The 22,899-nt window shown below is 48.9% G+C and carries 26 protein-coding genes and 1 pseudogene; 21 read left to right on the top strand and 6 right to left on the bottom strand.

The window, feature by feature from the left end:
- Positions 1-323 (top strand): annotated as a pseudogene (locus RDN79_RS17185) (hypothetical protein); the annotation flags it as partial.
- Positions 324-380: 57 nt separating this feature from the next.
- Here the strand turns inward: RDN79_RS17185 and RDN79_RS17180 are convergent.
- Entirely contained in the window at positions 381-1,079 is a 699-nt protein-coding gene (locus RDN79_RS17180) for a YgjP-like metallopeptidase domain-containing protein (RefSeq protein ID WP_308573305.1), read from the bottom strand.
- Positions 1,080-1,189: 110 nt separating this feature from the next.
- Between RDN79_RS17180 and gpmI the strand changes: the two genes are divergently transcribed.
- The 3 genes from gpmI to RDN79_RS17165 are packed head-to-tail and all read left to right on the top strand — an operon-like array spanning position 1,190 to position 3,722.
- Complete coding sequence (gene gpmI, locus RDN79_RS17175) at positions 1,190-2,707, top strand: 2,3-bisphosphoglycerate-independent phosphoglycerate mutase (RefSeq protein ID WP_298550897.1); 1,518 nt, start codon at positions 1,190-1,192, stop codon at positions 2,705-2,707.
- Between the two features lie 24 nt (positions 2,708-2,731).
- Positions 2,732-3,097, top strand: coding sequence for a four helix bundle protein (locus RDN79_RS17170; RefSeq protein ID WP_298550895.1), 366 nt, complete (start codon positions 2,732-2,734; stop codon positions 3,095-3,097).
- A gap of 40 nt (positions 3,098-3,137) precedes the next feature.
- Complete coding sequence (locus RDN79_RS17165) at positions 3,138-3,722, top strand: DUF3109 family protein (RefSeq protein WP_298550893.1); 585 nt, start codon at positions 3,138-3,140, stop codon at positions 3,720-3,722.
- A gap of 134 nt (positions 3,723-3,856) precedes the next feature.
- On the opposite strand, the gene RDN79_RS17160 is transcribed toward RDN79_RS17165, so the two are convergent.
- Positions 3,857-4,822 carry a GNAT family N-acetyltransferase gene (locus RDN79_RS17160; RefSeq protein WP_298550891.1) on the bottom strand — a complete coding sequence of 322 codons (966 nt, stop codon included), beginning with the start codon at positions 4,820-4,822 and terminating at the stop codon, positions 3,857-3,859.
- A gap of 13 nt (positions 4,823-4,835) precedes the next feature.
- Entirely contained in the window at positions 4,836-5,660 is an 825-nt protein-coding gene (locus tag RDN79_RS17155; protein WP_298550889.1) for a 1-acyl-sn-glycerol-3-phosphate acyltransferase, read from the bottom strand.
- Between the two features lie 314 nt (positions 5,661-5,974).
- Between RDN79_RS17155 and RDN79_RS17150 the strand changes: the two genes are divergently transcribed.
- The 8 genes from RDN79_RS17150 to RDN79_RS17115 all read left to right on the top strand — a co-directional run bounded on the left by RDN79_RS17150 (position 5,975) and on the right by RDN79_RS17115 (position 13,717).
- The gene (locus RDN79_RS17150) at positions 5,975-7,528 is read left to right on the top strand and encodes a sensor histidine kinase KdpD (protein WP_298550887.1); all 1,554 of its coding nucleotides are present in this window, start codon (positions 5,975-5,977) and stop codon (positions 7,526-7,528) included.
- A 2-nt stretch (positions 7,529-7,530) separates the two neighbouring features.
- Positions 7,531-8,262 carry a response regulator transcription factor gene (locus tag RDN79_RS17145; RefSeq protein WP_298550885.1) on the top strand — a complete coding sequence of 244 codons (732 nt, stop codon included), beginning with the start codon at positions 7,531-7,533 and terminating at the stop codon, positions 8,260-8,262.
- Between the two features lie 272 nt (positions 8,263-8,534).
- Positions 8,535-9,308, top strand: a complete 774-nt coding sequence (gene surE / locus RDN79_RS17140; protein ID WP_298550883.1) for a 5'/3'-nucleotidase SurE — start codon at positions 8,535-8,537, stop codon at positions 9,306-9,308.
- A 2-nt stretch (positions 9,309-9,310) separates the two neighbouring features.
- On the top strand, positions 9,311-10,444 hold the full coding sequence (gene lpxB / locus RDN79_RS17135) for a lipid-A-disaccharide synthase (protein ID WP_298550881.1): 1,134 nt from the start codon (positions 9,311-9,313) through the stop codon (positions 10,442-10,444).
- 89 nt (positions 10,445-10,533) lie between these two features.
- Positions 10,534-11,259: a NigD-like protein gene (locus RDN79_RS17130; protein ID WP_298550879.1), complete on the top strand. Its 726-nt coding sequence runs from the start codon at positions 10,534-10,536 to the stop codon at positions 11,257-11,259.
- A 212-nt stretch (positions 11,260-11,471) separates the two neighbouring features.
- Entirely contained in the window at positions 11,472-12,020 is a 549-nt protein-coding gene (locus RDN79_RS17125; RefSeq protein ID WP_374044527.1) for an RNA polymerase sigma factor, read from the top strand.
- Positions 12,013-12,561: a hypothetical protein gene (locus RDN79_RS17120; protein ID WP_298550876.1), complete on the top strand. Its 549-nt coding sequence runs from the start codon at positions 12,013-12,015 to the stop codon at positions 12,559-12,561. Before RDN79_RS17125 ends, RDN79_RS17120 begins: the two co-directional genes overlap by 8 nt.
- Before the next feature lie 16 nt (positions 12,562-12,577).
- Positions 12,578-13,717: a hypothetical protein gene (locus RDN79_RS17115; RefSeq protein ID WP_298550874.1), complete on the top strand. Its 1,140-nt coding sequence runs from the start codon at positions 12,578-12,580 to the stop codon at positions 13,715-13,717.
- A gap of 92 nt (positions 13,718-13,809) precedes the next feature.
- Here RDN79_RS17115 and RDN79_RS17110 read toward each other — a convergent pair whose 3' ends face one another.
- Both RDN79_RS17110 and RDN79_RS17105 read right to left on the bottom strand, forming a co-directional pair.
- Complete coding sequence (locus RDN79_RS17110; RefSeq protein ID WP_298550872.1) at positions 13,810-14,664, bottom strand: DUF1080 domain-containing protein; 855 nt, start codon at positions 14,662-14,664, stop codon at positions 13,810-13,812.
- Between the two features lie 25 nt (positions 14,665-14,689).
- Entirely contained in the window at positions 14,690-16,177 is a 1,488-nt protein-coding gene (locus tag RDN79_RS17105; RefSeq protein ID WP_298550870.1) for a Gfo/Idh/MocA family protein, read from the bottom strand.
- A 288-nt stretch (positions 16,178-16,465) separates the two neighbouring features.
- Here RDN79_RS17105 and RDN79_RS17100 point away from each other — a divergent pair, with 288 nt between their 5' ends.
- The 9 genes from RDN79_RS17100 (at position 16,466) to RDN79_RS17060 (ending at position 22,357) form a co-directional block, all read left to right on the top strand.
- Positions 16,466-16,693 carry a DUF4492 domain-containing protein gene (locus RDN79_RS17100; protein ID WP_298550868.1) on the top strand — a complete coding sequence of 76 codons (228 nt, stop codon included), beginning with the start codon at positions 16,466-16,468 and terminating at the stop codon, positions 16,691-16,693.
- 11 nt (positions 16,694-16,704) lie between these two features.
- Complete coding sequence (locus RDN79_RS17095; protein WP_298550866.1) at positions 16,705-18,255, top strand: cytochrome ubiquinol oxidase subunit I; 1,551 nt, start codon at positions 16,705-16,707, stop codon at positions 18,253-18,255.
- Positions 18,256-18,288: 33 nt separating this feature from the next.
- Positions 18,289-19,443 carry a cytochrome d ubiquinol oxidase subunit II gene (locus RDN79_RS17090; RefSeq protein ID WP_298550863.1) on the top strand — a complete coding sequence of 385 codons (1,155 nt, stop codon included), beginning with the start codon at positions 18,289-18,291 and terminating at the stop codon, positions 19,441-19,443.
- Between the two features lie 281 nt (positions 19,444-19,724).
- A complete protein-coding gene (locus RDN79_RS17085) occupies positions 19,725-20,639 on the top strand; it encodes a ribonuclease Z (RefSeq protein WP_298550861.1) in 915 nt (304 codons plus the stop codon).
- 147 nt (positions 20,640-20,786) lie between these two features.
- On the top strand, positions 20,787-21,029 hold the full coding sequence (locus RDN79_RS17080) for a hypothetical protein (RefSeq protein WP_298550859.1): 243 nt from the start codon (positions 20,787-20,789) through the stop codon (positions 21,027-21,029).
- Positions 21,023-21,340: a type II toxin-antitoxin system RelE/ParE family toxin gene (locus RDN79_RS17075; RefSeq protein WP_298550857.1), complete on the top strand. Its 318-nt coding sequence runs from the start codon at positions 21,023-21,025 to the stop codon at positions 21,338-21,340. Before RDN79_RS17080 ends, RDN79_RS17075 begins: the two co-directional genes overlap by 7 nt.
- A 58-nt stretch (positions 21,341-21,398) precedes the next feature.
- Positions 21,399-21,644: a hypothetical protein gene (locus tag RDN79_RS17070; protein ID WP_298550855.1), complete on the top strand. Its 246-nt coding sequence runs from the start codon at positions 21,399-21,401 to the stop codon at positions 21,642-21,644.
- Positions 21,635-21,961, top strand: a complete 327-nt coding sequence (locus tag RDN79_RS17065) for a type II toxin-antitoxin system RelE/ParE family toxin (RefSeq protein WP_298550853.1) — start codon at positions 21,635-21,637, stop codon at positions 21,959-21,961. The genes RDN79_RS17070 and RDN79_RS17065 overlap by 10 nt, the downstream gene beginning before the upstream one ends.
- 66 nt (positions 21,962-22,027) lie before the next feature.
- Positions 22,028-22,357 carry a T9SS type A sorting domain-containing protein gene (locus RDN79_RS17060; protein ID WP_298550851.1) on the top strand — a complete coding sequence of 110 codons (330 nt, stop codon included), beginning with the start codon at positions 22,028-22,030 and terminating at the stop codon, positions 22,355-22,357.
- A gap of 7 nt (positions 22,358-22,364) precedes the next feature.
- Here RDN79_RS17060 and RDN79_RS17055 read toward each other — a convergent pair whose 3' ends face one another.
- A complete protein-coding gene (locus RDN79_RS17055) occupies positions 22,365-22,700 on the bottom strand; it encodes a hypothetical protein (RefSeq protein ID WP_298550849.1) in 336 nt (111 codons plus the stop codon).
- Between the last annotated feature and the right edge of the window lie 199 nt (positions 22,701-22,899).

The following is a 22,899-nucleotide window of genomic DNA, read 5'->3' as shown; positions in this document are numbered from 1 at the left end:
TGAACAATCAGATATTCCGCAAGCTGAAAAGCATCGTGGAGGTAGAGCGCATGACGCCCGACCAACGCCTGGAATACGAACTGAGCCTTTCCGTCGAGCGCGACCTCTCCGCCGCCCTCGATACCAGCTTCGAAGACGGGATGGAAAAAGGGAAGGCGGAAGGCATGAAAGACGGAATCGAACAAGGTATGAAGAAAGGAAAAGAAGAAGGCAAGGCCGAGGAACAGCGTCTTATCGCAGCCAATTTAAAAAAGCAAGGGATCAACATCGAAACGATTGCTCAATGTACCGGCTTGTCGTTAAAAGAGATCAGCGGGTTGTAACCTGTTAATGCCCATCCATTGAACCGGCCGGGTTGTTTAAACTAAAGGCAATCCGGCTTACAGCATATGATACTTCTTCAACTCCTTCCTCATTTCTATCGCTTTCCCGTCCGTGACCTTGTCCATCAACGCCCAAAAACGATCGCTGTGGTTCATCTCTATGGTGTGGCAAAGTTCGTGAAGGAGGACGTAGTCGATCAGGTGCCAGGGCAGGAGCATCAGGGAGAGGGAAAGGTTGATGCTACGGCGTGGCGTGCAACTCCCCCAATGGCTTTTGCTGTTGAATATCTTTACACCCGTGCAGGTGAAGCCGTGGCGGGAGGCCAAATTAAGCAACCGTGGAGGCAGGAGGCGACGGGCCTCGTGACGAAGAGCCTGCTCTAAGAAGTCTTTCAGTAATTTTTGTACCCGCTCGTCGGCAAAGTCGGTCTGCGAGGGACAGGCGATATGCAGGATGCCGTTGTCTAATTTCATATAGAAGTTAGCCCGGTCGGTACGGAAGATATGGAGGCGGAACGTTGCGGTCTGCATCTCCGTCTTGTCCGTCAGGAGCGGACGGGCGGGATGTTTGGCAAGGGCTATGAGAAGTTTTTCCTTGTTCTCGCGGATAAAAGCGAGCATACGTGCTTCGTCGCCCCCCGGAGGCATGGTAGCCGTGATCATGCCCTTGGAGATTTTCAGTGTGTAGCGGGTAGCGCGGGGACTGGTGCGGAGGAGGATGGTTCCCAGCTCTTTGTCTTGTATCGTCTTTTCCATTTCGTTTGCAAAAGTAATATTTTATGGGCAAACAATATATGGTTGAAATTGATTATCTTTGCGCCCGGATAACGAAAATGAGTATAAACAATATAATAAATTAAGCAATCATGAGCAAGAAAGCCCTTTTAATGATTCTTGACGGCTGGGGTATCGGCGATCAAGGTAAAGACGATGTAATCTTTAACACTCCCACTCCTTATTGGGACAGCCTGCTGGCCACTTATCCTCATTCACAGTTACAGGCAAGCGGCGAAAACGTAGGGTTGCCTGACGGGCAAATGGGTAACTCTGAAGTCGGACACCTCAATATCGGGGCAGGACGTATCGTTTACCAGGACTTGGTGAAGATCAACCGTGCCTGTGCCGACAACAGCATCATGAAGAACCCTGAAATCGTTTCTGCCTTCTCTTACGCTAAAGAACATGGCAAAAACATCCATTTCATGGGGTTGACCTCCAACGGTGGCGTACACAGTTCTTTCGACCACCTGTTCAAACTTTGCGATATCTCCAAGGAATACGGAATCGACAATACTTTCATCCACTGTTTCATGGACGGCCGCGACACAGACCCGAAGAGCGGTAAAGGATTTATCGAACAACTGACGGCCCACTGTGAACAGTCTGCCGGAAAGATCGCATCCATCGTCGGCCGTTTCTACGCAATGGACCGCGACAAACGCTGGGAACGCGTGAAGGAAGCCTACGACCTGCTGGTTGAAGGCAAGGGAAAACAGGCTACCGACATGGTTCAGGCCATGCAGGAATCGTATGACGAAGGCGTGACCGACGAGTTTATCAAACCGATCAACAACACTACCGTAGACGGTACGATCAAAGAAGGCGATGTCGTGATCTTCTTCAACTACCGTAACGACCGTGCGAAAGAATTGACTGTCGTGCTGACTCAGCAGGATATGCCGGAACAGGGCATGCACACGATCCCCGGCCTGCAGTATTATTGCATGACTCCGTACGATGCTTCTTTCAAAGGCGTCCATATCCTGTTCGACAAGGAAAACGTCCAGAATACATTGGGAGAATATCTGGCTGAGAACGGAAAGACTCAGCTTCATATCGCCGAAACGGAAAAGTATGCTCACGTGACTTTCTTCTTCAATGGCGGTCGCGAAACTCCGTACAAGGCAGAAGAACGCATCCTGGTTCCGAGCCCGAAAGTCGCCACTTACGACCTGAAGCCGGAAATGAGCGCTTACGAAGTAAAAGAAAAGTTGGTCGAAGCTATCGATACGCAGAAGTTCGACTTCATCGTCGTGAACTATGCCAACGGCGACATGGTAGGCCACACCGGCATCTACGGCGCGATCGAAAAGGCGGTGACCGCTATCGACAACTGCGTGAAGGACACTGTCGAAGCTGCCAAGGCTAACGGTTATGAAGTAATCATCATCGCCGACCACGGTAATGCCGATCACGCGCTCAACGAGGACGGCACTCCTAACACGGCCCACTCCCTGAACCCTGTTCCTTTTGTCTATGTAACGGAAAACAAAAGTGCAAAAGTGGAAAACGGTGTCCTGGCCGATGTCGCTCCTTCTATCCTGCACATTTTGGGTATGGCGCAGCCGGCTGATATGACAGGACGTGACTTAATTAAGAATTAAAAATTAAGAATTAAAAATTAAAAAATGATAGTAAGGGATAATGTTATCCGTACTAAATCGTATGCGTTCGCTATTCGTATAGTGAACGCATACAAGTTTTTAATCGATTCTAAAAAAGAATATGTCTTGACTAAGCAAATGCTGCGAAGTGGAACTGCCGTAGGAGCTTTGGTCGCAGAAGCGCATTATGCACAAAGCAGTGCTGATTTTGTAAGTAAAATGAGTATTGCATTAAAGGAGGCCAATGAAACTTGTTATTGGCTGAATCTTTTGAAGGATACGGACTATTTGGAACAACAAGCTTATGATTCGTTATCTGCCGATTGCAATGAATTAGTCGCTCTCTTGGTCAGCATCGTCAAATCCGTCAAATCCTCTATAACTAAATAATATTTTTTAATTCTTAATTATTAATTCTTAATTTAATACAGTGATTCAAATAGACAATACTTTGGTCAGCCTCGACGTCCTCGAACGCCGGTTTTTATGTGATCTGTCGCATTGCAAAGGCATTTGCTGCGTGGAAGGTGATTCCGGTGCGCCCTTGCTGGAGGAAGAGGTGGGCGAACTGGAAAAGGCCCTTCCGGTTATCTGGGACGACCTGGCGCCGAAAGCCAAGGAGATCATCAAGAAACAAGGCGTTGCCTATATTGATGAAGAGGGAGACTTGGTGACTTCTATCGTAAACGGCAAGGACTGTGTTTTTACCTGCTACGATACGGACGGAACTTGCAAGTGTGCCGTGGAGAAGGCCTATCGCGAAGGCAAGCTCTCTTTCTATAAACCGGTTTCCTGCCATCTTTACCCGATACGTGTGGAAAAGTACGACACGTTCGAAGCGGTTAATTACAATCGCTGGAATATCTGCAAAGCAGCAGAGGTGTTAGGTAAGAAAGAAAATCTTCCGGTCTATAAGTTCCTGAAAGAACCGCTGATCCGCCGTTTCGGAAAGGAATGGTACGACGCGCTTGAGGAGATTGCCGGAGAGTGGGAGAAACAGAAGAGCGGAGAGTAATCTAAGGTTAGTATACAAAAAGAGCCAGGTACGCGGATGACGCGGATTAAGCGGATCTTGACGGATGAAATAATTAAATCCGTTTTAATCCGTCTAATCCGCGTCATCCGCGTACCTGGCTCTTATATATCGTTTCAACTATTGCGTATCAGGTCGGCCGATTTGCCTTCCTCGTTCAGGTAAGTCTCGATATGACGCTTCTTTTTGTCTTCGAGGATCTCGTCGATGGCGATCAGTATGCCGGTCTCTTCCACTTCTCCAAACTCATGGTTGATGGCCGTGCCGAATACGCGCATCTTGGGGGAGAGGCTCATATAGGCATTGACCAGCGGCGGCACATTGATGCCGAACTTACGGACCTCCTGGTTCAATACCTTATAATTATCCTTGAAGTTGTCGTACTTGAAAAGCTCCTGCATCTTTTCCAGATCCGTGCCTGTTTCCAAGGGATAGACCGGAGTGATCAGCTTCTCCGGATCGGGGAAGTGCATGTTCAGGAAATACAGGATCATGTTGCGGGCTTCGGAGTTGTAGGTGTTGTACATCGTCACCTTCCCGAAATAATACTGCAAGCTGGGGTCCACCACCGAAAGCGCTCCGAGGCCGTCCCAGAGATTATCCAGCACGAACAATCCCTTCGCGCTGCCTGAACGGGTCGACTGGTATTCTAACGTCACGAACGAACGGCCCAGCTCGACCGTGTACGGCAAATATTCTTTATTGAACTTCTCGGAAAAATTAAACAGATGAGAGGTCGCTAAAATAGGTTTGCCGGTTTTGTCGAATTTTACATCCGAACCGCAGAGGAAGCGGTACCCCCCCAGGATCTGTTCGTCTTCAGGGCTCCACACGATAAGTTGGCGATAAGCATCGTCCATCGTGTCGTATTCGTCGATATCGACAGGAAAGCCGGTTCCGCCTCCGTAATACCGGAAAGCGATTTCCCTGAGCCGCCCGATCTCTTGCATCACGTTGGGAGAGTCGTGGGCTGTGACAATGTATATCTCATTGTTGGATTTGTTGGTCCTCCGCAGTTTCTTGTCCACGGTCAGTTCCGCTTTCAGGAGAGCACGGTCAATCGGTTTGATAATGTCTTGCATATGATAGAATCAATTATTTCTTTAGATTATAGACAACTTCCTTCACCCACTCTGCCCATTCGGCCGGTTTACGGCTGTCCTCGAAGGTTTGCCAGGGAATCGGCTTCCCGAAATGGATACGGTATGTCTTGTGTTTGCTTTTGAACATCTCGTCGGGCAGGTAGATCATTTCATAATTCATCTTTATGCCCAATGCTTTCCGCAGGTTGGCGAGACGGTAGAAAAAGTTCGAGTTGCGTCCTTCGAAAAACACCGGTACGACGTCCCGCCGGTATTCTACGGCCTTTTGGATGAACGACTTCTTCCATTCGGTGTCCTGTATCTTCCCGTGTTGCTTGCGTGAGCATAAGCCGGCGGGGAAAGTGACGATCTGGTTGTCCGAAGCATAGGCCTTTTCGATCAGCTCGGCGTTCTTTTTCCCCTGCGCCCCGTGTTTGTTGATGGGGACGAAGATCGATCTCAGGTTGGACAGGTAGAGCAGCAGGTCATTCACCAAGTAGCGGATCTTCCCGTCGAAACGCCCGCCGATAACGGCCGACAGGCAAATCCCGTCCAGTCCGCCCAGCGGGTGGTTGGAGGCGAATATGTACCGGCCTCCGGCAGGAATATTCTCTTCGTTTACCAATTCCAGATTCAAGTCAAAATATCCGATCAACTCTTGCATGAACGCTACCCCGTCTTTATCGTGATACCGGCGGAGGATGTCGTTCAACTCATCCTGATGAACAGTACGGATCAGATAGTCAACCACAAAGCCGGGAATCTTGCGGGCGGCCGAAGGCGCCTTTTGCTGTAATACCTGTTTGATGTCTATCTGTGTAATACCTTCTTGTGTCATTTCACGTAACTCTTACAAGAGGCAAAGATAGAGTTAATAATTAAAAGTCAATGCTTTCGGGAAAAGTTTTTAAGTGTCGGCTACAACAATTTACGTTGCATTTCTGTTCTTATTAGTCAGTACGGAACGCGTAGGATATGAAGATACGCCTGTGAAGTGGTGTAAAGCATTAGCTTAAAAATAGATAGAAAGAACATTGCCATCCTTTGGTAATGCATTTTTAACATATAAGGCGTTCTGTTTTTACCTTTTTTGTGTAAATATTAAATTAAAAGGCGCGTTATTTGTGACATTAAAACGAGAGATTTATTGATATGAGGAAGTCTACGATTTGGTTGCTTGCGGTGGTGATGGCTTTTGCCTTTGCCGGTCTGCTCTTTTTGCAGGTGAAATATGTAAGCATCATACTCAAAAAAAGTAGCGAGCAGTTCAATGAAACTGTCAAACGATCGATGCACCAAGTCTCGAAAAACCTGGAGCTTGACGAAACGGCCCGGTACCTGGAAGAAGACCTCAGCCGTGACGAGGCCAACAATTATCTGTACCAGAACGAACAGAGCAACCTCGGCGGGGGGATCATCACCGAGAAAAAATACAAGATGCAGTTCACCAATGCCGACGGGACCGTCGAACATATCGAGTTCCATAGCGACATCCGGACACGCAAGATCGAGCCGCTCTCTTCGCTGGGCAGCAATAAAGCGCCTAACAGCATCGTCAGTACGTCAAAAGATTTGCAGCAAACGTTGAAACGCCGCTACCAGTATCAGAGCGGATTGTTTAACGAAGTGATTCTGAATATTTTGCACACGGCGAACCTGAAGCCGATCGAAGAAAGGATAGATTTTAAAAAGCTGAATAATTACTTAAAATCAGAATTTATTAACAATGGATTGAACCTGCCGTTCGTCTTTTCTGTTATTAACAAAGACGGAAATATAGTGTACCAGAACGGGGAGATCCCTCCTGTATCAGACGTGATTCAACAGGTGTTATTCCCCAACGATCCTCCTTCGAAACAGAATTACCTGAAAGTGTATTTCCCGACGAAGGGCGATTATATTTCGAGTTCTGTAACATTTATCGTACCGTCGATCATCTTCTCGCTGATACTTTTGGTGACGTTCATCTTTACCATTTATATCGTATTCCGTCAGAAGCGACTTTCGGAAATGAAGAATGATTTTATCAACAATATGACGCACGAACTGAAGACGCCGGTTTCGACCATCTCGCTTGCCGCACAGATGCTGAAGGACTCGGACATCACGAAGAGCCCCGACGTGTTCAAGCATATCTCCGGGGTGATCAACGACGAGACGAAACGTTTGGGCTTCCTGGTGGAAAAGGTGCTGCAAATGTCGCTGTTTGAACGCCAGAAAGCAGCCCTCAAGTTGAAGGAGGTCGATGCGAACGATTTGCTGGCAAGCGTTGCCAACACATTCGCCCTGAAAGTCGAGAAGTATGACGGCACGATCGACATCGACCTGCAGGCGGAAGATTCGGACATCTACGTGGATGAGATGCACATCACGAACGTGCTGTTCAACCTGTTGGACAACGCCGTGAAGTATCGCCGCCTCGAAGTGCCGCTGACGCTGATGTGCCGCACCTGGAACGAGAACGGCAAGTTGTTGATATCGATCGAGGACAACGGTATCGGGATCAAGAAAGAATACCTCAAGAAAGTATTCGACCGCTTCTTCCGCGTACCGACAGGAAACGTACACGACGTGAAAGGGTTCGGGCTCGGACTCGCTTACGTCCGTAAAATAGTGGAGGACCATAAAGGTACGATACGTGCCGAAAGTGGTTCCGGAAATGTAGGAACAAAATTTATTATTACTTTACCTCTTATAAAAAGTTAGTTATGGAAGAAAAACTAAAAATCTTCTTTTGCGAAGACGACGAGAACCTGGGTATGCTATTAAGAGAATACTTGCAGGCAAAAGGTTATGTGACTGACCTCTTCTCCGATGGAGAAGCCGGTTACAAAGGTTTCACCAAAGGCAAATATGACCTTTGCGTACTTGACGTGATGATGCCGAAAAAAGACGGTTTCACGCTGGCGCAGGAAATCCGTTCTATCAACCCTGATATCCCTGTTATCTTCCTTACGGCCAAGACTATGAAGGAAGATATCCTGGAAGGTTTCAAAATCGGTGCGGATGATTATCTGACAAAGCCTTTCAGCATGGAAGAACTCTTGCTCCGTATCGAAGCGATCCTTCGCCGCGTGAAAGGCAAGAAGATGAAAGACATTCCTTTCTACAAGTTAGGGAACTTCTTGTTCGATACCCAGAAACAGACATTGGCTATCGGCGACAAGATCACGAAGCTGACAACTAAGGAATGCGAACTCCTGAGCCTTCTTTGCGCACATGCAAACGAAATCTTGGAACGTAATTATGCACTGAAGACAATCTGGGTAGACGATAACTACTTCAATGCCCGCAGCATGGACGTATATATCACGAAACTCCGTAAACTGTTGAAGGATGATCCGAAAATCGAAATCATCAACATTCACGGTAAGGGCTACAAGCTGATCACTCCTTCCGGAGAAGAAGCAGCCCGCGAAGAAGGCATCCAGGTGCTTTAATCGGAGCTTAACCGGACGCGAACAACGCGGACGAGCGCAGAGTAACGCAGATGTCGTTATCCATAAAAGGATAAGTCGCTGCGTTAGTCTGCGCTTTTTATATTCGGGGCGGTAAAGGAAGTCCGTCTCCCTCGTTGCTTCCCCTCTCTGTTCCCTGCCGATGAAACTTTTGTTTCCTGCCGGTGAAAATAAATTTTCCTGCCGGTGAAAATTTATTTTCTCGCCGGGGAACTCTGAGAATTTCCGTATATTTGTGTGCAATTAATAAAGATATGATGAACGACAGACCGCTAATTCTGATTACAAATGATGACGGCGTTGAAGCCAAAGGAATAAAAGAACTCACCGAGTGCCTCAGGGATCTGGGGGATATTGTGGTATTTGCTCCCGACGGGCCCCGTTCGGGAATGGCAAGCGCGATCACTTCGCTCGTACCGATCAAGTACACATTGGTAAAGAAAGAACAAGGACTGACGGTTTATAGCTGTACCGGGACTCCGGTCGATTGCGTGAAACTGGCTATCAACGAGGTGCTGGAACGCAAGCCCGACCTGTTGGCCTCCGGGATCAATCATGGCGGCAACCATGCCATCTGCATCCAGTATTCCGGAACGATGGGCGCGGCTGCCGAAGGGTGCGTGTTCGGCATCCCTTCGATGGGCGTGTCGCTCTTGGACCACCGTGCGGATGCCGACTTTACCGAGAGCTGCCGCTTAGGGCGCATGCTTGCACGGCGGATCATAAAAGAAGGATTGCCGCATGGCACTTACCTGAACCTGAACGTCCCCAATGTCCCGAACGTGAAAGGGATGAAGGTATGCCGGCAGGCGGACGGACGCTGGACCAATGAATTCAAACGGTCGGAAAACGCAGCGGGCGAACCCGTGTTCTGGCTTGCCGGCGCGTTCGAGAATGCCAAGCCGATCCATGCCGACAACGACACATTGGCGCTCGACAGCGGCTATGCCTCGCTCGTCCCGTGCAAGATAGATGTGACGGACTATGACTTTTTGGCACAGCTGAAAAATCAATTGTCAATTGAATAAATATGAAATATTTTTTGATAGCGGGCGAAGCCTCCGGTGATCTGCATGCCTCCAACCTGATGGCTGCGCTGAAGGAGCAGGATGCGCAGGCGGATTTCCGTTTCCTGGGCGGCGATCTTATGCAGGCGGTCGGAGGGACGCTGGTGAAGCATTACAGGGATATGGCTTTCATGGGCTTTATCCCCGTACTGCTCAATCTCCGTACGATCCTGGACAACATGAAAGCCTGCCAGGAAGAAATCCGGAAGTACCGTCCCGATGTGGTGATCCTGATCGATTATCCGGGCTTCAATCTGAAGATGGCCAAATACGTCAAGACGCAGTTGGGGCGGCCCGTCTACTATTATATCTCTCCTAAGATATGGGCTTGGAAGCAGTATCGGATCAAGGATTTCCGCCGCTACGTGGACCGGATGTTCTGCATCCTGCCTTTCGAAGTGGAGTTTTTCCGCAACCTCGGCTATCCGGTGGACTATGTGGGCAACCCTTCGGTCGATTCGGTCGCCGGCTATATGGAAAGGCAGGCGGCCGGACCTGATACTTTCCGCAGGGACGAACAGCTGGACGAACGTCCCGTGCTGGCACTGTTGGCAGGCAGCCGCCGCCAGGAGATCAAAGACAACCTTCCGACCATGCTGAAGGTGGCAGCCGCCTATCCGGACCACCAACCCGTGATCGCCGGCGCTCCCGGCCTGGAACCGGAATATTACAGGCAGTATGTCGGCAACGCGGATGTCAAGATCGTGTTCGGCAAAACCTATCCTCTCCTCAGCCATAGTGATGCGGCGCTGGTCACATCGGGGACGGCTACGCTCGAGGCCTCCCTTTTCCGTGTGCCGCAAGTCGTCTGTTATTATGTCGCGGCCGGTCGGCTGGCAAGTTTTATCTTCCGCCATTTCTTCCATACGAAATACATCTCGCTGGTCAACCTCATCGCCGGACGCGAAGTGGTGCAGGAGTTGTTCGGAGCCCGATTTTCATATAGCCGGATACATGACGAGTTAGGACGTGTCCTGAACGATCCTGCCTACCGTACCCGCATGCTCGACGGCTACGACGAGATGATCCGCCTGCTCGGCAAGCCCGGCGCTTCCCGCCGTACAGCGGAGCTTATCTATCAATCATTGAAGCATTAACATCTTTTATCAGCTCTCTTTGCAGCATTTGCAGCGTCTTTGTCATCTTCCTTTTTAGAAAGGAAAAATAAATAATTTAGATACATGTTATGAAGACGTTGAAAAGTTTTATGCTACTACTCGGAATCTTATTGGGTTCTACTGCTTTTTATTCTTGTTTGGATGATGACGATTATTATGACTTTTTGAGGGACAGCCTGCCTGCCATTGTCACGGTCAAGCCGTTGAGCGAAAGTACTTATTATATGCAATTGGATGATTCGACGACTTTATACCCGACCAACCAGGTTTTCCCCGGACAATTGAAAGAGATACGCGCCTTGATACGGTACATGGAGGACGAAAAGAAGGAGCCGGGCTACGACTGCACTGTCCGGCTGGTCACGCTGGACACCTTGCTGACCAAACCGATCGCTCCTGACCTGGGACCGGAAAATGATTCCTATTACGGAACAGACAAGTTGGCGCTGAATCTCGCCGGTGCCTGGTCTAAGGACGGGGTGTGGATCGAGGACGGATATATCACCTTCGATTTCTATATCCAGAAAGGTTACAACGACAATGTCAAGCATTTCCTGAACCTGGTACAGACGAACAGCGCCGATCCGTATGAACTGGAGTTCCGCCATAATGCCTATGGCGATATCGACCCGTCCATCAATCCTTCAGCCGGGCTGGTCTCCTTCAAGCTGGACAAGTTGCCGGACACGGAAGGCAAGACGGTGAAGTTGAAGATCAAATACAGATCTTTCGTCTCGAACGACTATAATACCGTCGAGTTGGATTACAAGTCAAAAGATACAGAAGACAAATAACCTTCCCACATAACTTTTATTTTTATCATTTAGTTCAGGGAGAGAGGCATCGGGATGATGCCTTTCTTTTTGTGTACCCTATAGCTTTCGGCTCAAAAGGTTATAGGCTTTTCCATAATAAGCTATAGGCTTTTTGCAGGAATGTACTATCTTTTTTTGGCTTTTCTTGCCGGAAAGATGCAACGTTTCTCCGATCCCCCTCGTTTATATATATGAAAATGGAAGAAACAAATGCACATCTGATCGAAGGGTGCCGGCGTGGTAACCGGACCGCACAGCTCGCCCTTTACAAGCAATTCGCACAGCGGCTGTATGTTGCCTGCCTGCGTATTGTGGGCAACGCGTCAGAGGCGGAGGAGGCGATGCAGGATGCTTTCCTGAAGATATTCACCCGCCTCGACCAGTATCAGGATGGACAATGTTTCGAAGCATGGATGCACCGCATAGCCGTCCATACAGCCATCGATTACGTGCGCCGGCAGACACCCGGCTGGGAAGAGCTTTCGGACAACTATGCCGAACCCGACGACGACGGGCCGGACGAGGAGGAAATCCGCTATTCCGTCGCCCAGGTGAAGGAAGCCTGCAAGAAACTGCCGGCCGGCTATCGCGTGATCCTCTCGCTCTACCTCTTTGAGGGATATGATATGGAAGAGATCGCCTCCATCCTGACCATCCGGCCGCCGAGCGTGCGCAGCCAGTATCTCAGGGCAAAGCGCAAATTGTTGGATATAATAGCAGCAAATAAAGAAAATGGATAAACTGAAACATTTCATAGACACGAACCGGGAAGCCTTTGAAGACGACCTGTTACCTGAAGGCCACTTCGAACGCTTCGAGCAGAAGCTGGCTGCTCCGCGCAAAAGCCGGGCTACGCTATATAGCCTTTGCGCTTTTGCCGCGGCAGCTTGCATCGCCCTGCTGTTCCTCTTCAAACTGCCGGGCGGCACGCCTTTGCATACGCAGCCCGGACAGGCGGCCGCAAGCCGGCATACCTGCGAGGTGAAGGAGGAGATAGAGGAACTTCGTCTCTACTACAATATGCAGATGAGCGACATCATCTCGCAGATGCAGGCGATGTACAAACAGCAACGGACTCCCGGAACGGAGGAGCTTTTGAAAGAGACGAAACGGGTCCTGACGGACAATTATATGTTCGAAGAAACGGTCCTTCCGACTCTGCCTTGCTCCAATGCCGGCCTCTATGCCATGAACCTGCATTACAGCACCAGCCTGGAAAGCCTCAACATCATGTTGAAGCAGATGGAAAATATGAAGACGACAAATAAAAGATTAAGATAATAAACAGACAAGCAAAATGAAAGCAACTCATCAACATCCGACGAACGGCAAGCAGTCCTTATTGCGGCCTTGCCTGCTCATGCTCCTGGTTTTGTGCTGCAGCCTGCCCGGTTGGGGCAGCAAACAGGAAAGCATCAAGAAAAAGGAAATCAACAAAAGTTTCAATGTCGGCAAAAGCGACATCCTCCAAGTGGACAACCGTTACGGGAACATTACGGTCACGCACTGGAGCAAGAACGAAGTCTCCATCCGTGTCGTAATCGAGGCGAAAGCCCGCAATGAGGAAAAGGCGCAGAACATCCTCGACCGTATCAGCATACGGATGGAAAAGATGGGCAATACGGTTTCGGCCGTCACCAGCCTGAAGCCGCAAAACGGGAGCAACGGGGGCAACCAGTCGTTCACCATCAACTACTATGTCAATATGCCCTCCGACCTGACCTGCGACCTGACACAGAAGTACGGCAATATCACCATGCCGGAAAACAATAAGGGGAAATGCGACCTGCATGTCAAATACGGCAATCTCAGCGGCGGCAGCTTCACGGGGCCTCTCAACATAGACGTGCAATATGGCAATCTGGACATCGCCGATGTCGACAATGCGACTTTGGACCTGGCCTATTGCGGCAAATCCTCTATCCGCAACGGCTCACAACTGAATGTCGACGGCCGGTACTCCAACCTCAACCTCGGAAATATCCGGAAGATGAATGTCGAAGCCAAATACGGCGATATCCATATCAATAGGCTGGACAACGGCTACTTGGAACTGAAATACGGGAATTGCCAGATCGACGAACTGAAACAAGGCATCAACGTCGATGAACTGAGCTACAGCACGCTTAACATCAAGGATCTTGCCAGCAACTTCGACAAGGTCAATGTGGATGCCCGCTACGGCAATCTGAATATCCATATCGATGTGAACGCCTCCTTCCGTGTCGTTGCCAACGATATGAAATACGGCAATTGCAAGATTCAAGGCGGATTCAATATCCAGCGTCGTAACCAGAGCGAGAACTCGGTCGGGTTCGATAGCCGCGACGACCAAAGGAACAAAAACGACTACATACTCGATGTCAACAACGGCAAAAACGGCCGTATCAATTTCGAAGGGAACAGTTATAGCAATATAAAGGTGATGGCAAAATAAGTCCGGCCGTCTCTCTGCATCTGGCAAACAAGAAAAGCCCCGGCATCCAAACGATACCGGGGCTTCCTTATTTTGATAAAAGAAACGACTGCTTAGTCAAGTTCTTTGATCGTGATGTTGCGATACCAAACATCGTCTCCGTGGTCCTGGAAACCGATGAAACCTTCTTTGTTTTCACCGCCGCAGTTCAGCAACAGTTCGTAAGCCAACGGCCATTTGTCTTTGCTGAATTTGCTGTTATCCAACATTTCCTTCCACTGCTGTGTCCACAAATGATATTCAACAACCGGTTCGTCGTTCTGATAATGAACGACCGTACCTTTGTAGCACATGATCTTACCCTTGTTCCATTCGCCGAACGGTTTGGAGTTCTGCGGTTTGGCCGGGATCATGTCATACAGGGAAGCAGACTGGCGGTTACCGTCTTTACCCAACTTGGCATCCGGATGGTTTGCGTTGTCGAGTACCTGGTATTCAGGAGCAGAGATATAAGAAGGCTGTCCTTCGACTTCCTGGATCATATACAGAACGCCTGAGTTGGAACCTTTACCTACTTTCCATTCAAATTCAAATTCGTAGTTTTTGAACTTATGAGCGAAAACCAAGTCGCCACCATCTTTAGCACCAGCTTCACCTGCACCGGACCCTTTGATATGGATCGTACCGTCTACCACTTCCCAGGCAGCAGGCACATCCGTACGGTCGTAGCCTCTCCACCCATTGAACGATTTACCGTCGAACAAAGTGACTTTGCCATCGGCATCTTTCGGGAAAGTAGACAAGTCAACAGTAGGCAGATCGTTCATGAGGTTGTATTCAGGAACGGCAGCTTCTGTTTGTGCTCCTTCTTCAGGAGCAGCAGCTTCTTCTGTTTTCTTACCACCGCCACACGATGTGAAATAGCACATCATAATTGCGGCACTTGCTAATAATACTGACTTTTTCATTCTATTTATTTGTTTAAAACTGATATTATCTTGGCATATCAGGCAAACTCCAACCCTGACGATAGTTATGCTTGATCAATTCGGCAGCGAATTTTTTAGCATTGACAGGATCTGTCCAGTCTTTGTTGAACGAAGGATGGCCGTCTTTGATCGTGAAACCGTCTTTGATGCAAACCTTGATCTCTTCGTTGTCGTTGATATTGGTGAACTGCATGTTCTGTCCGTCCCATTCCAGCGTCTTGTTCAGCGCCTGCAGACGAACTGCCAATACGCCCATCACAACCATTTCGTTGAACGGACCGGCTTCTAAGAAGTTGGACTTTGTCTGGACACGGCTGGATGCGTTTTCTTTACATGCACGGATCCAGTCTTGTTCGTGACCGCCACCCATGGCGTTTGCTACGCGGCGACATACCTTCGGAGCGTTAGGCACACGGCCGGACAGCAAGAACGGTTCCTGGCCGTAGCAACCGCAGATCAACGTATCCTTTGTTCCGTGGAAGATGGTCAGACCACCGCCGGGACCCATCAGTTCTTTGCCTTCGGGGAAACCTTTCGGACGATCCGGCATCATACCGCCGTCATACCAGTGTACTTCCACTTCCGGCATGGCGAGTTTCGGCATGTTTTCACGAGCCGGGAAAATGAACTTCACGTGCTGTGCATTAGGAGCGCAATCGCGGAGCAACAGAGTGGAAGATGCTTCGACTCTTGTCGGATAGCCCAACTTCAAGGCTTTGAACGGCTGGTGCATGATGTGGCAAGCCATATCGCCCAATGCGCCTGTTCCGTAAGCCCACCATCCGCGCCAGTTCCAAGGATGATAAATGTGGTTGTAAGGTTTTACTTCTGCCGGACCGGAGAACAGATCCCAGTTCAGTGTGGAAGGAATCTTGTCTGCCTTTTCCGGTGTGTTCAAACCCTGCGGCCAGATAGGACGGTTAGTAGCACATTCTACTTTATATATGTCACCGATTTCACCGTTCCAGATCCATTCACAGACCAAGTCTGTGCCTTCGGCTGAAGAACCCTGGTTACCCATCTGAGTGGCAACGCCTGTCGAAGCAGCCAGTTTGGTCAGCAAACGGGATTCGTAAACCGAGTGGGTCAACGGTTTCTGTGTGTACACGTGTTTGCCCATTGTCATGGCATCGGCCGTGATCATAGCGTGAGTGTGGTCGGCAGTGGCAACCAGTACGGCGTCGATGGATTTGCCCATTTCGTCATACATCTTGCGGTAATCCCAGTACTTTTTTGCCTGTGGATGACGGTCGAATACCGGTTTGGCATATTTCCAGTCGATATCGCAAAGCGCTACGATATTTTCTGTTTTCTCCATGTTCTTAAGATTGGCATTACCCATACCGCCGATACCGACGGCAGCAATGTTCAACTTGTCGGATGGAGCGGTGTATCCATGAGATTTTCCCAGGATGGAACCCGGAACGATCGAGAAGGCGGCAGCTGCTGCGGCTCCTCTTTGAAGAAATGATCTTCTTGAAATGTTCGACATAGTAATAATTTTTTATAGATTAGCACTTAATTATAATATTCGATGTAATTTCTTGTCCTATAAAAACACAAACTGACGCAAATATAGCCAATGCGGAAGTAACGGCAAGTCTTCCTTTCGGCTTTCTTCTTTAAAATAGTTTTTTTTAACAGAGATTATAGATAAAGTCTATTTTTTCATAAATAATATCTATGCTTTTAGGGGAAAACATTTTAACGCTTTTCCTATTTTTGTAAAGAAAGAAAAACTTATTCACCCGATCTCTTGTTATTAAAGTACGATACCGATATGAAAAGGGAGCCTATATACATACGGATATACCATTTTTATCTGGAAGGATTTCGCGAAATGAAGCTGGGTAAAACGCTATGGCTAATCATATTGGTCAAGCTCTTCATCATGTTTTTTATCTTAAAACTGTTTTTCTTTCCTAATTACTTGGGGAAGTTCGACGGAGAGTCCGCGAAGGAAGAGCACGTTTCGGGTGAATTGATCAACAGGGCAATTACTCCTTAAATTATATAATCATGATCGCAAGCATTGACACTTCTTTGATTGACTGGTCAAGAGCGCAATTCGCTCTCACTGCCATGTATCACTGGCTGTTCGTCCCCCTCACGTTGGGGCTCGGCGTTATACAAGCCATCATGGAGACCATCTATTACAAAACAGGTAACGAATTCTGGAAAAAGACAACCCGGTTCTGGATGAAACTGTTTGGTATTAATTTCGCTATCGGTGTTGCCACCGGGCTGATCCTCGAATTCGAATTCGGGACGAACTGGTCTAACTACAGTTGGTTTGTAGGAGACATCTTCGGAGCCCCCCTCGCCATTGAAGGAATCTTAGCTTTCTTTATGGAAGCGACTTTTATAGCCGTGATGTTTTTCGGCTGGGACAAGGTGAGCAAACGTTTCCATCTGGCTTCCACCTGGCTGACGATTATAGGGGCAACCCTATCCGCCCTCTGGATATTGATTGCCAATGCCTGGATGCAATATCCGGCAGGGATGCGCTTCAATCCGGACACCGTGCGCAACGAGATGTTCGATTTCTGGGCGGTCGCCTTATCGCCCGTCGCCATCAACAAATTCTTCCATACCGTACTTTCCGGTTGGATCGTGGGCGCCGTATTCGTGATCGGCATCAGCAGTTGGTATCTGTTGAGAAAGCGGGAGACGAAGTTCTCGCTCGAAAGCATCAAGATCGCTGCCGTTTTCGGGCTTGTCGCTTCCATACTTATCGTATGGACGGGTGACGGTTCCGCCTATCAGGTAGCCCAGAAACAACCGATGAAGTTGGCCGCTATGGAAGGGCTCTATGAGGGCGGCGACGGTACGGGGCTGGTCGCCATCGGCCTGCTGAATCCCGACAAGACGAGTTATAAGGACAATGTAAATCCTTTCATCTTCAACATCAAGATCCCGAAGCTGCTCTCCTTCCTCGCCGAACGCGATGTGGATGCGTATGTGCCGGGCATCGTCAACCTGATAGATGGCGGCTATACGACCAACAAGGGGACGGTAGCCCTTTCCGCCGCCGAGAAGATTGAAAAGGGACAGATCGCCATCCAGGCTCTTGCCGATTACCGCAAGGCTGTAAAAGACAAAGACCAGGCGGCTGCCCGGCAAGCCCGTACGTTGTTAGACGAAAACTTCGCTTACTTCGGTTACGGGTATATCAAAGATCCTGCCGACCTGATCCCTCACGTAGGTTTAACCTTCTATTCATTCCGCATCATGGTGATCCTGGGCGGATATTTTATCCTGTTGTTCATAATCGCTTTGATCTGGAGCAAGAAAGGAAAGTTTGCCGATGCACGCTGGTTGCAATGGGCGAGCCTGTGGACGATCCCCCTCGCTTACATCGCCGGGCAGGCCGGTTGGGTCGTGGCCGAAGTGGGACGTCAACCCTGGGCTATCCAGGACATCCTGCCGACCGGTGCGTCCGTGTCCAAGCTGGCGACTTCGTCGGTACAGACAACCTTCTTCCTCTTCCTGCTGCTCTTTACCGTTCTGCTGATCGCAGAGATCGGTATTATGGTGAAGGCGATCAGGAAAGGGCCTTCGGTGAATTAAGAATTATGAATTATGAATTAAGAAATGAGTGTTATGGATAGTACATATATATTGTTACAGCATTACTGGTGGTTCCTTGTTTCCCTGTTGGGAGCATTGTTGGTTTTCCTGCTTTTCGTACAGGGGGGACAGTCCTTGCTTTTCACGATCGGCAAAACTGAATTGCAACAAAAGATGTTGCTGAACTCGACCGGACGCAAATGGGAGTTTACGTTTACGACCCTGGTCACTTTCGGAGGTGCGTTTTTCGCCTCTTTCCCGTTATTCTATTCGACCAGTTTCGGCGGAGCCTACTGGGTGTGGATGCTGATACTGGCTTGCTTCGTCCTGCAGGCCGTATCGTATGAGTACCAGTCGAAGAAGGGGAATCTCCTGGGTAAAAAGACGTATCAGGTATTCCTGCTGCTGAACGGCATCTTGGGCCCGATCCTGTTGGGCACGGCTGTCGGTACGTTCTTTAGCGGAGCCGAGTTTGTCGTCAACAAAGGACAGCTGACCGATGTCGCGATGCCGGTGATCTCCACTTGGGCGAACCCCTGGCACGGGCTTGAAGCCGCTTTGGTGTTCTGGAACGTATGCCTCGGACTGGCGGTGTTCTTTCTGGCACGCATCCAGGCATTGCTTTATTTCATCAACAATATCGACGATGCCGAGATCGTGAAACGCAGCCGCAAGCATCTGGTGATCGAAACGGCGCTGTTTCTTGTCTTCTTCCTTGTCTTCCTCGTGCATCTGTTGCTTGCCGACGGGTTTGCCGTCGATCCGGAGACAAAAGAGGTGTATATGCAGCCCTATAAATACTTTATGAACCTGGTCGGGATGCCAGCCGTATCGGCTGTGCTGTTGGCGGGTGTGGCCGGTGTCTTGTACGGCATCGTACGTACGATCTTGTCGGGGACATGGAAAAAGGGCATCTGGTTCTGCGGGACAGGCACGGTGCTCACGGTACTGGCGCTGTTGCTTTGTGCCGGTTGGAACAATACGGCTTATTACCCTTCGGTGGCCGACCTGCAAAGTTCGCTGACGATCGCCAATAGCTGCTCCAGTCCGTTCACCCTGAAAGTGATGAGTTATGTCTCCATCCTCGTGCCTTTCGTCTTAGGTTATATTTTCTATGCCTGGCGTGCGTTGGATCTGAGGAAGATCAGCGGGAAGGAGATGGAAGAGAAAGACATACATGCCTATTGATGGTGGGGGGAGATGGCCCCATAAAACAAAGGAAACGGCGAAGCTCACGCTTGGCCGTTTCTACATTTAACCGTTTTAAACAAAAAGAAAAAGTTAGTTAAGGCTTAGATGAAAATATCTTAAGTCTTTTCTACTGACTCTAAATAGCTTCCATAAGGACAGCAAACAAATATATGGAATCCCTGTGACCCTCGGAACAATCTCCCTGCTTTTTTTGTTATTTTTCACAGTACGCCAATGCTTTTGTATTATCTTTACACCCAAATTATCCGAAGGACCTTATGGCAGAATTTAACATAAACATATTGGGATGCGGTTCGGCGTTACCTACCACGCGGCATCTGGCGACTTCACAGGTAGTGGATTTACGGGATAAATTATATATGATTGATTGCGGGGAGGGTACCCAGGTGCAGATGCGTAAAATGCGCGTCCGTTTCGGCCGTCTCGCCCATATCTTCATCTCGCATCTGCATGGCGACCACTGTTTCGGTTTGCCGGGCCTGGTCTCAACGCTCGGGATGTTAGGGCGTACCGGCGAGCTGGTCGTGCATGGCCCGAAGGAGGTCGAGACTTACCTGCGCCCCGTGATGGATTTGTTCTGCCGGGGCATGGAGTTCGAAGTGCGTTTCAACCCAGTCGATACCCGCAGCCATTCGTTGGTGATGGAGGACCGGTCGCTGTCGGTCTATTCCATCCCGCTGAAGCACCGGATTCCTACTTGCGGCTACCTCTTCGCCGAAAAACCGAAAGAGGCGCATATCATCCGCGAGATGACGGATTTCTACCAGGTTCCCGTCCGTTGCATGAAGGACATCAAACAGGGGCGGGACTATGTCACGCCCGAAGGGGAAGTGGTTCCCAACTCCCGCCTGACGCGCCCGGCTGCTCCTCCCAAGCGCTATGCGTTCTGTTCCGATACGGCCTACCACCGCTCGATCATCCCGATTATCGAAGGGGTGGACCTGCTCTATCACGAAGCGACATTTGCCGAGTGCGATCTCGCCCGTGCTAAAGAGACCTTCCATTCCACTGCCCGCCAGGCAGCGGAGATAGCCCGCGACGCCCGGGTCAAACGCCTTGTCATCGGCCATTACTCCGCCCGTTACGAAGACCTGTCCGAGCTTCACCGGGAAGCGGAAGCGGTATTCCCCGGCACGATATTGGGGAATGAGGGGATGGTGGTAAGGGTTTGAGAATTAAAAATTAAGAATTAAAAATTAAAAAATAGGAGAGGGGGCTTCTTTTTATTCGGAATATAATTTGCTTGAACTGCTTTTCAAGCAAATATTGTTGTATATTTGTCCCATTGTCAATATATAAAAAGAAGAAAGGATATAATCATGACGGCTATGGAATTGGAATGCAAGAAGGACGAACTCCGGGAAATGATCGATATGATCGAATCCGAGGAGACGGTCGACCGTGTAGGGAAATACCTCAAACGTATGCTCACGCGCGAACAACCGCCTTGTCAATTCTCTATAGAAGAGTTGAAGGAACAGTTGAATGTGGCAGAAAAGGAAGCTCGTTTGGGATTGGGATGCTCGACGGAGGAACTTCGAAAAGCCGCTTTGACATGGTAAACAGAATCGTCTGGCTGCCGGCAGCCCAAAGAAACCTTAACAGTATCTATAAGTTTATCAGTAAGAAAAGTGTGCAAGCTGCCATTAAGACACATAATAAAATATTAGATGCAGCAGAACCTTTACTTAATTTTCCCCAAATGGCTCCGATAGAACCCTTGTTGGAAGATCGTGATAAAACATACCGTTCGCTTATCGTTGATAAATATAAGATTCTATATTATTTTGAAAATAATGCCATCTATATCGCCGGTGTTTGGGATTGCCGGCAGAATGTAAAACGATTAAAAAGATTGTTTCGTTCTCGATAGGATTTTTTGTGTATATTTGTCCCATTGTCAATATATAAAAAGAAGAAAGGATATAATCATGACGGCTATGGAATTGGAATGCAAGAAGGACGAACTCCGGGAAATGATCGATATGATCGAATCCGAAGAGACGGTCGACCGTGTAGGGAAATACCTCAAACGTGTGCTCACGCGCGAACAACCGCCTTGTCAATATACTATCGAGGAACTGAAAGAGCGTTTGGAAGAGGCTGAGGAGGATTTTCGGATGGGGCGGTATTATACAAGCGATGAATTAAGGAAAAGACATCCGTTATGCAAATGACCATAAAATGGAGTAATGCAGCCAAAAAAGACCTTGACAAAATATATGATTACTACTCCCATCAAAGCGAAGAGGTCGCGACTAAAATCTATAACAGTTTTATTGATGACGGCGATCGGCTTCTTCAATTCCCGTTTATGGCTCCCAGGGAGTTGTTGTTGGTTACGGCAACCAAGGAATATCGTTCGTTAGTCTCTAATAAGCATTACAAGATTATTTATTATGTGAAAAAGGAGATTATACAGGTTGCCGCTGTCTGGGACTGCCGGCAAAATATAAAAAAACTTTGGAAACGATTTAAGCTATTTCGTCATTAATAATACGGAACTTTCTACATTATCCAAAAAATATTCCTACATTTGTACAATCTTAGGGTTTGGTATATGAAAGTATTCATTACAATCGTTTTGTTGCTGGCCGCATGGGCCGGTTGTCCGCTTGAGGTGATGGCACAGCAAGCGCATACGACCGTATCCCGGACGACCGCCGACAAAGACAAAGAACCGGACTCTGTAGAGGTCAGCGCCTACGATAACAAGATCGTTGTGGAGAATGCTCCGGCCGGCAGCAAGCTCGAGATCTACAGCGTGGTAGGCATCCGGGTGAAAGAGATACCGATGAAGCAACCCTCCGGCGAATATACGGTGGATATTGCCAAAGGGTACTACATCGTCCGCATCGGCGACACGGTCCGCAAAGTGTCCATCCGCTAACGTCCGTTCAGGCTCCCCATAAAGACATCCCGACAGCGTATGTAAACAACGTCCACCCTACGAAGGAGGCGACTTGCCCCGTGTGGCCCGTCCGCACTCCGAGAGTGTCAAGAGGGCCCCTACACATCCTAATACCACCTCTGAACGGTCCGCCCACAGGGCCATTATCCCAAGGGCGGCCAGATACAATGCCAATGCCGTCCGGAGGCGCATCGTCCGGCAACTCTTCCGGTATCGGGCGAGCCGGCTTTTCATTCTTCTCATCCGTTTTCTTCTTTTTCAGGTTCAACAAGAAGCCCAACAAGGCTCTGATAAATTCAAGGATTTGTCTTAGTTTGCTCATAATGGATTCTGTATTTGATTGTTGATAAATATTTACTTGTTACTTTTGGCTTGATCCAAAAGTAACCAAAAGATCAAGGCCGAACCTGCCTCGCTACTCCGTTCCCTCCGGTTCGCTGTCGCGTCTGAAACTCGCTTCGCTCAAACAGCAGACGCTCCGGGCGCTCACTCCGGTCACTGCGCTTAACGCTCACCAGCTT

It is taken from the genome of uncultured Parabacteroides sp., from assembly GCF_902493135.1.
In the GTDB taxonomy this organism is placed as follows: Bacteria; Bacteroidota; Bacteroidia; order Bacteroidales; family Tannerellaceae; genus Parabacteroides.
This window is presented reverse-complemented; position numbering and strand designations above follow the sequence as displayed.

Bases quoted from the DNA above. Each gene is read 5' to 3' on its own strand.
- RDN79_RS17130 (WP_298550879.1), top strand. From the start codon at position 10,534: ATGAAGACGTTGAAAAGTTTTATGCTACTACTCGGAATCTTATTGGGT.
- RDN79_RS17120 (WP_298550876.1), top strand. From the start codon at position 12,013: ATGGATAAACTGAAACATTTCATAGACACGAACCGGGAAGCCTTTGAA.
- RDN79_RS17155 (WP_298550889.1), bottom strand. From the start codon at position 5,660: ATGACACAAGAAGGTATTACACAGATAGACATCAAACAGGTATTACAG.
- RDN79_RS17070 (WP_298550855.1), top strand. From the start codon at position 21,399: ATGACGGCTATGGAATTGGAATGCAAGAAGGACGAACTCCGGGAAATG.
- RDN79_RS17125 (WP_374044527.1), top strand. From the start codon at position 11,472: ATGAAAATGGAAGAAACAAATGCACATCTGATCGAAGGGTGCCGGCGT.
- RDN79_RS17180 (WP_308573305.1), bottom strand. From the start codon at position 1,079: ATGGAAAAGACGATACAAGACAAAGAGCTGGGAACCATCCTCCTCCGC.
- RDN79_RS17160 (WP_298550891.1), bottom strand. From the start codon at position 4,822: ATGCAAGACATTATCAAACCGATTGACCGTGCTCTCCTGAAAGCGGAA.
- RDN79_RS17150 (WP_298550887.1), top strand. From the start codon at position 5,975: ATGAGGAAGTCTACGATTTGGTTGCTTGCGGTGGTGATGGCTTTTGCC.
- RDN79_RS17090 (WP_298550863.1), top strand. From the start codon at position 18,289: ATGGATAGTACATATATATTGTTACAGCATTACTGGTGGTTCCTTGTT.
- RDN79_RS17055 (WP_298550849.1), bottom strand. From the start codon at position 22,700: ATGAGCAAACTAAGACAAATCCTTGAATTTATCAGAGCCTTGTTGGGC.
- RDN79_RS17115 (WP_298550874.1), top strand. From the start codon at position 12,578: ATGAAAGCAACTCATCAACATCCGACGAACGGCAAGCAGTCCTTATTG.
- gpmI (WP_298550897.1), top strand. From the start codon at position 1,190: ATGAGCAAGAAAGCCCTTTTAATGATTCTTGACGGCTGGGGTATCGGC.
- RDN79_RS17085 (WP_298550861.1), top strand. From the start codon at position 19,725: ATGGCAGAATTTAACATAAACATATTGGGATGCGGTTCGGCGTTACCT.
- RDN79_RS17100 (WP_298550868.1), top strand. From the start codon at position 16,466: ATGAAAAGGGAGCCTATATACATACGGATATACCATTTTTATCTGGAA.
- RDN79_RS17075 (WP_298550857.1), top strand. From the start codon at position 21,023: ATGGTAAACAGAATCGTCTGGCTGCCGGCAGCCCAAAGAAACCTTAAC.
- RDN79_RS17170 (WP_298550895.1), top strand. From the start codon at position 2,732: ATGATAGTAAGGGATAATGTTATCCGTACTAAATCGTATGCGTTCGCT.
- RDN79_RS17110 (WP_298550872.1), bottom strand. From the start codon at position 14,664: ATGAAAAAGTCAGTATTATTAGCAAGTGCCGCAATTATGATGTGCTAT.
- RDN79_RS17095 (WP_298550866.1), top strand. From the start codon at position 16,705: ATGATCGCAAGCATTGACACTTCTTTGATTGACTGGTCAAGAGCGCAA.
- RDN79_RS17080 (WP_298550859.1), top strand. From the start codon at position 20,787: ATGACGGCTATGGAATTGGAATGCAAGAAGGACGAACTCCGGGAAATG.
- RDN79_RS17065 (WP_298550853.1), top strand. From the start codon at position 21,635: ATGCAAATGACCATAAAATGGAGTAATGCAGCCAAAAAAGACCTTGAC.
- RDN79_RS17060 (WP_298550851.1), top strand. From the start codon at position 22,028: ATGAAAGTATTCATTACAATCGTTTTGTTGCTGGCCGCATGGGCCGGT.
- RDN79_RS17105 (WP_298550870.1), bottom strand. From the start codon at position 16,177: ATGTCGAACATTTCAAGAAGATCATTTCTTCAAAGAGGAGCCGCAGCA.
- surE (WP_298550883.1), top strand. From the start codon at position 8,535: ATGATGAACGACAGACCGCTAATTCTGATTACAAATGATGACGGCGTT.
- lpxB (WP_298550881.1), top strand. From the start codon at position 9,311: ATGAAATATTTTTTGATAGCGGGCGAAGCCTCCGGTGATCTGCATGCC.
- RDN79_RS17145 (WP_298550885.1), top strand. From the start codon at position 7,531: ATGGAAGAAAAACTAAAAATCTTCTTTTGCGAAGACGACGAGAACCTG.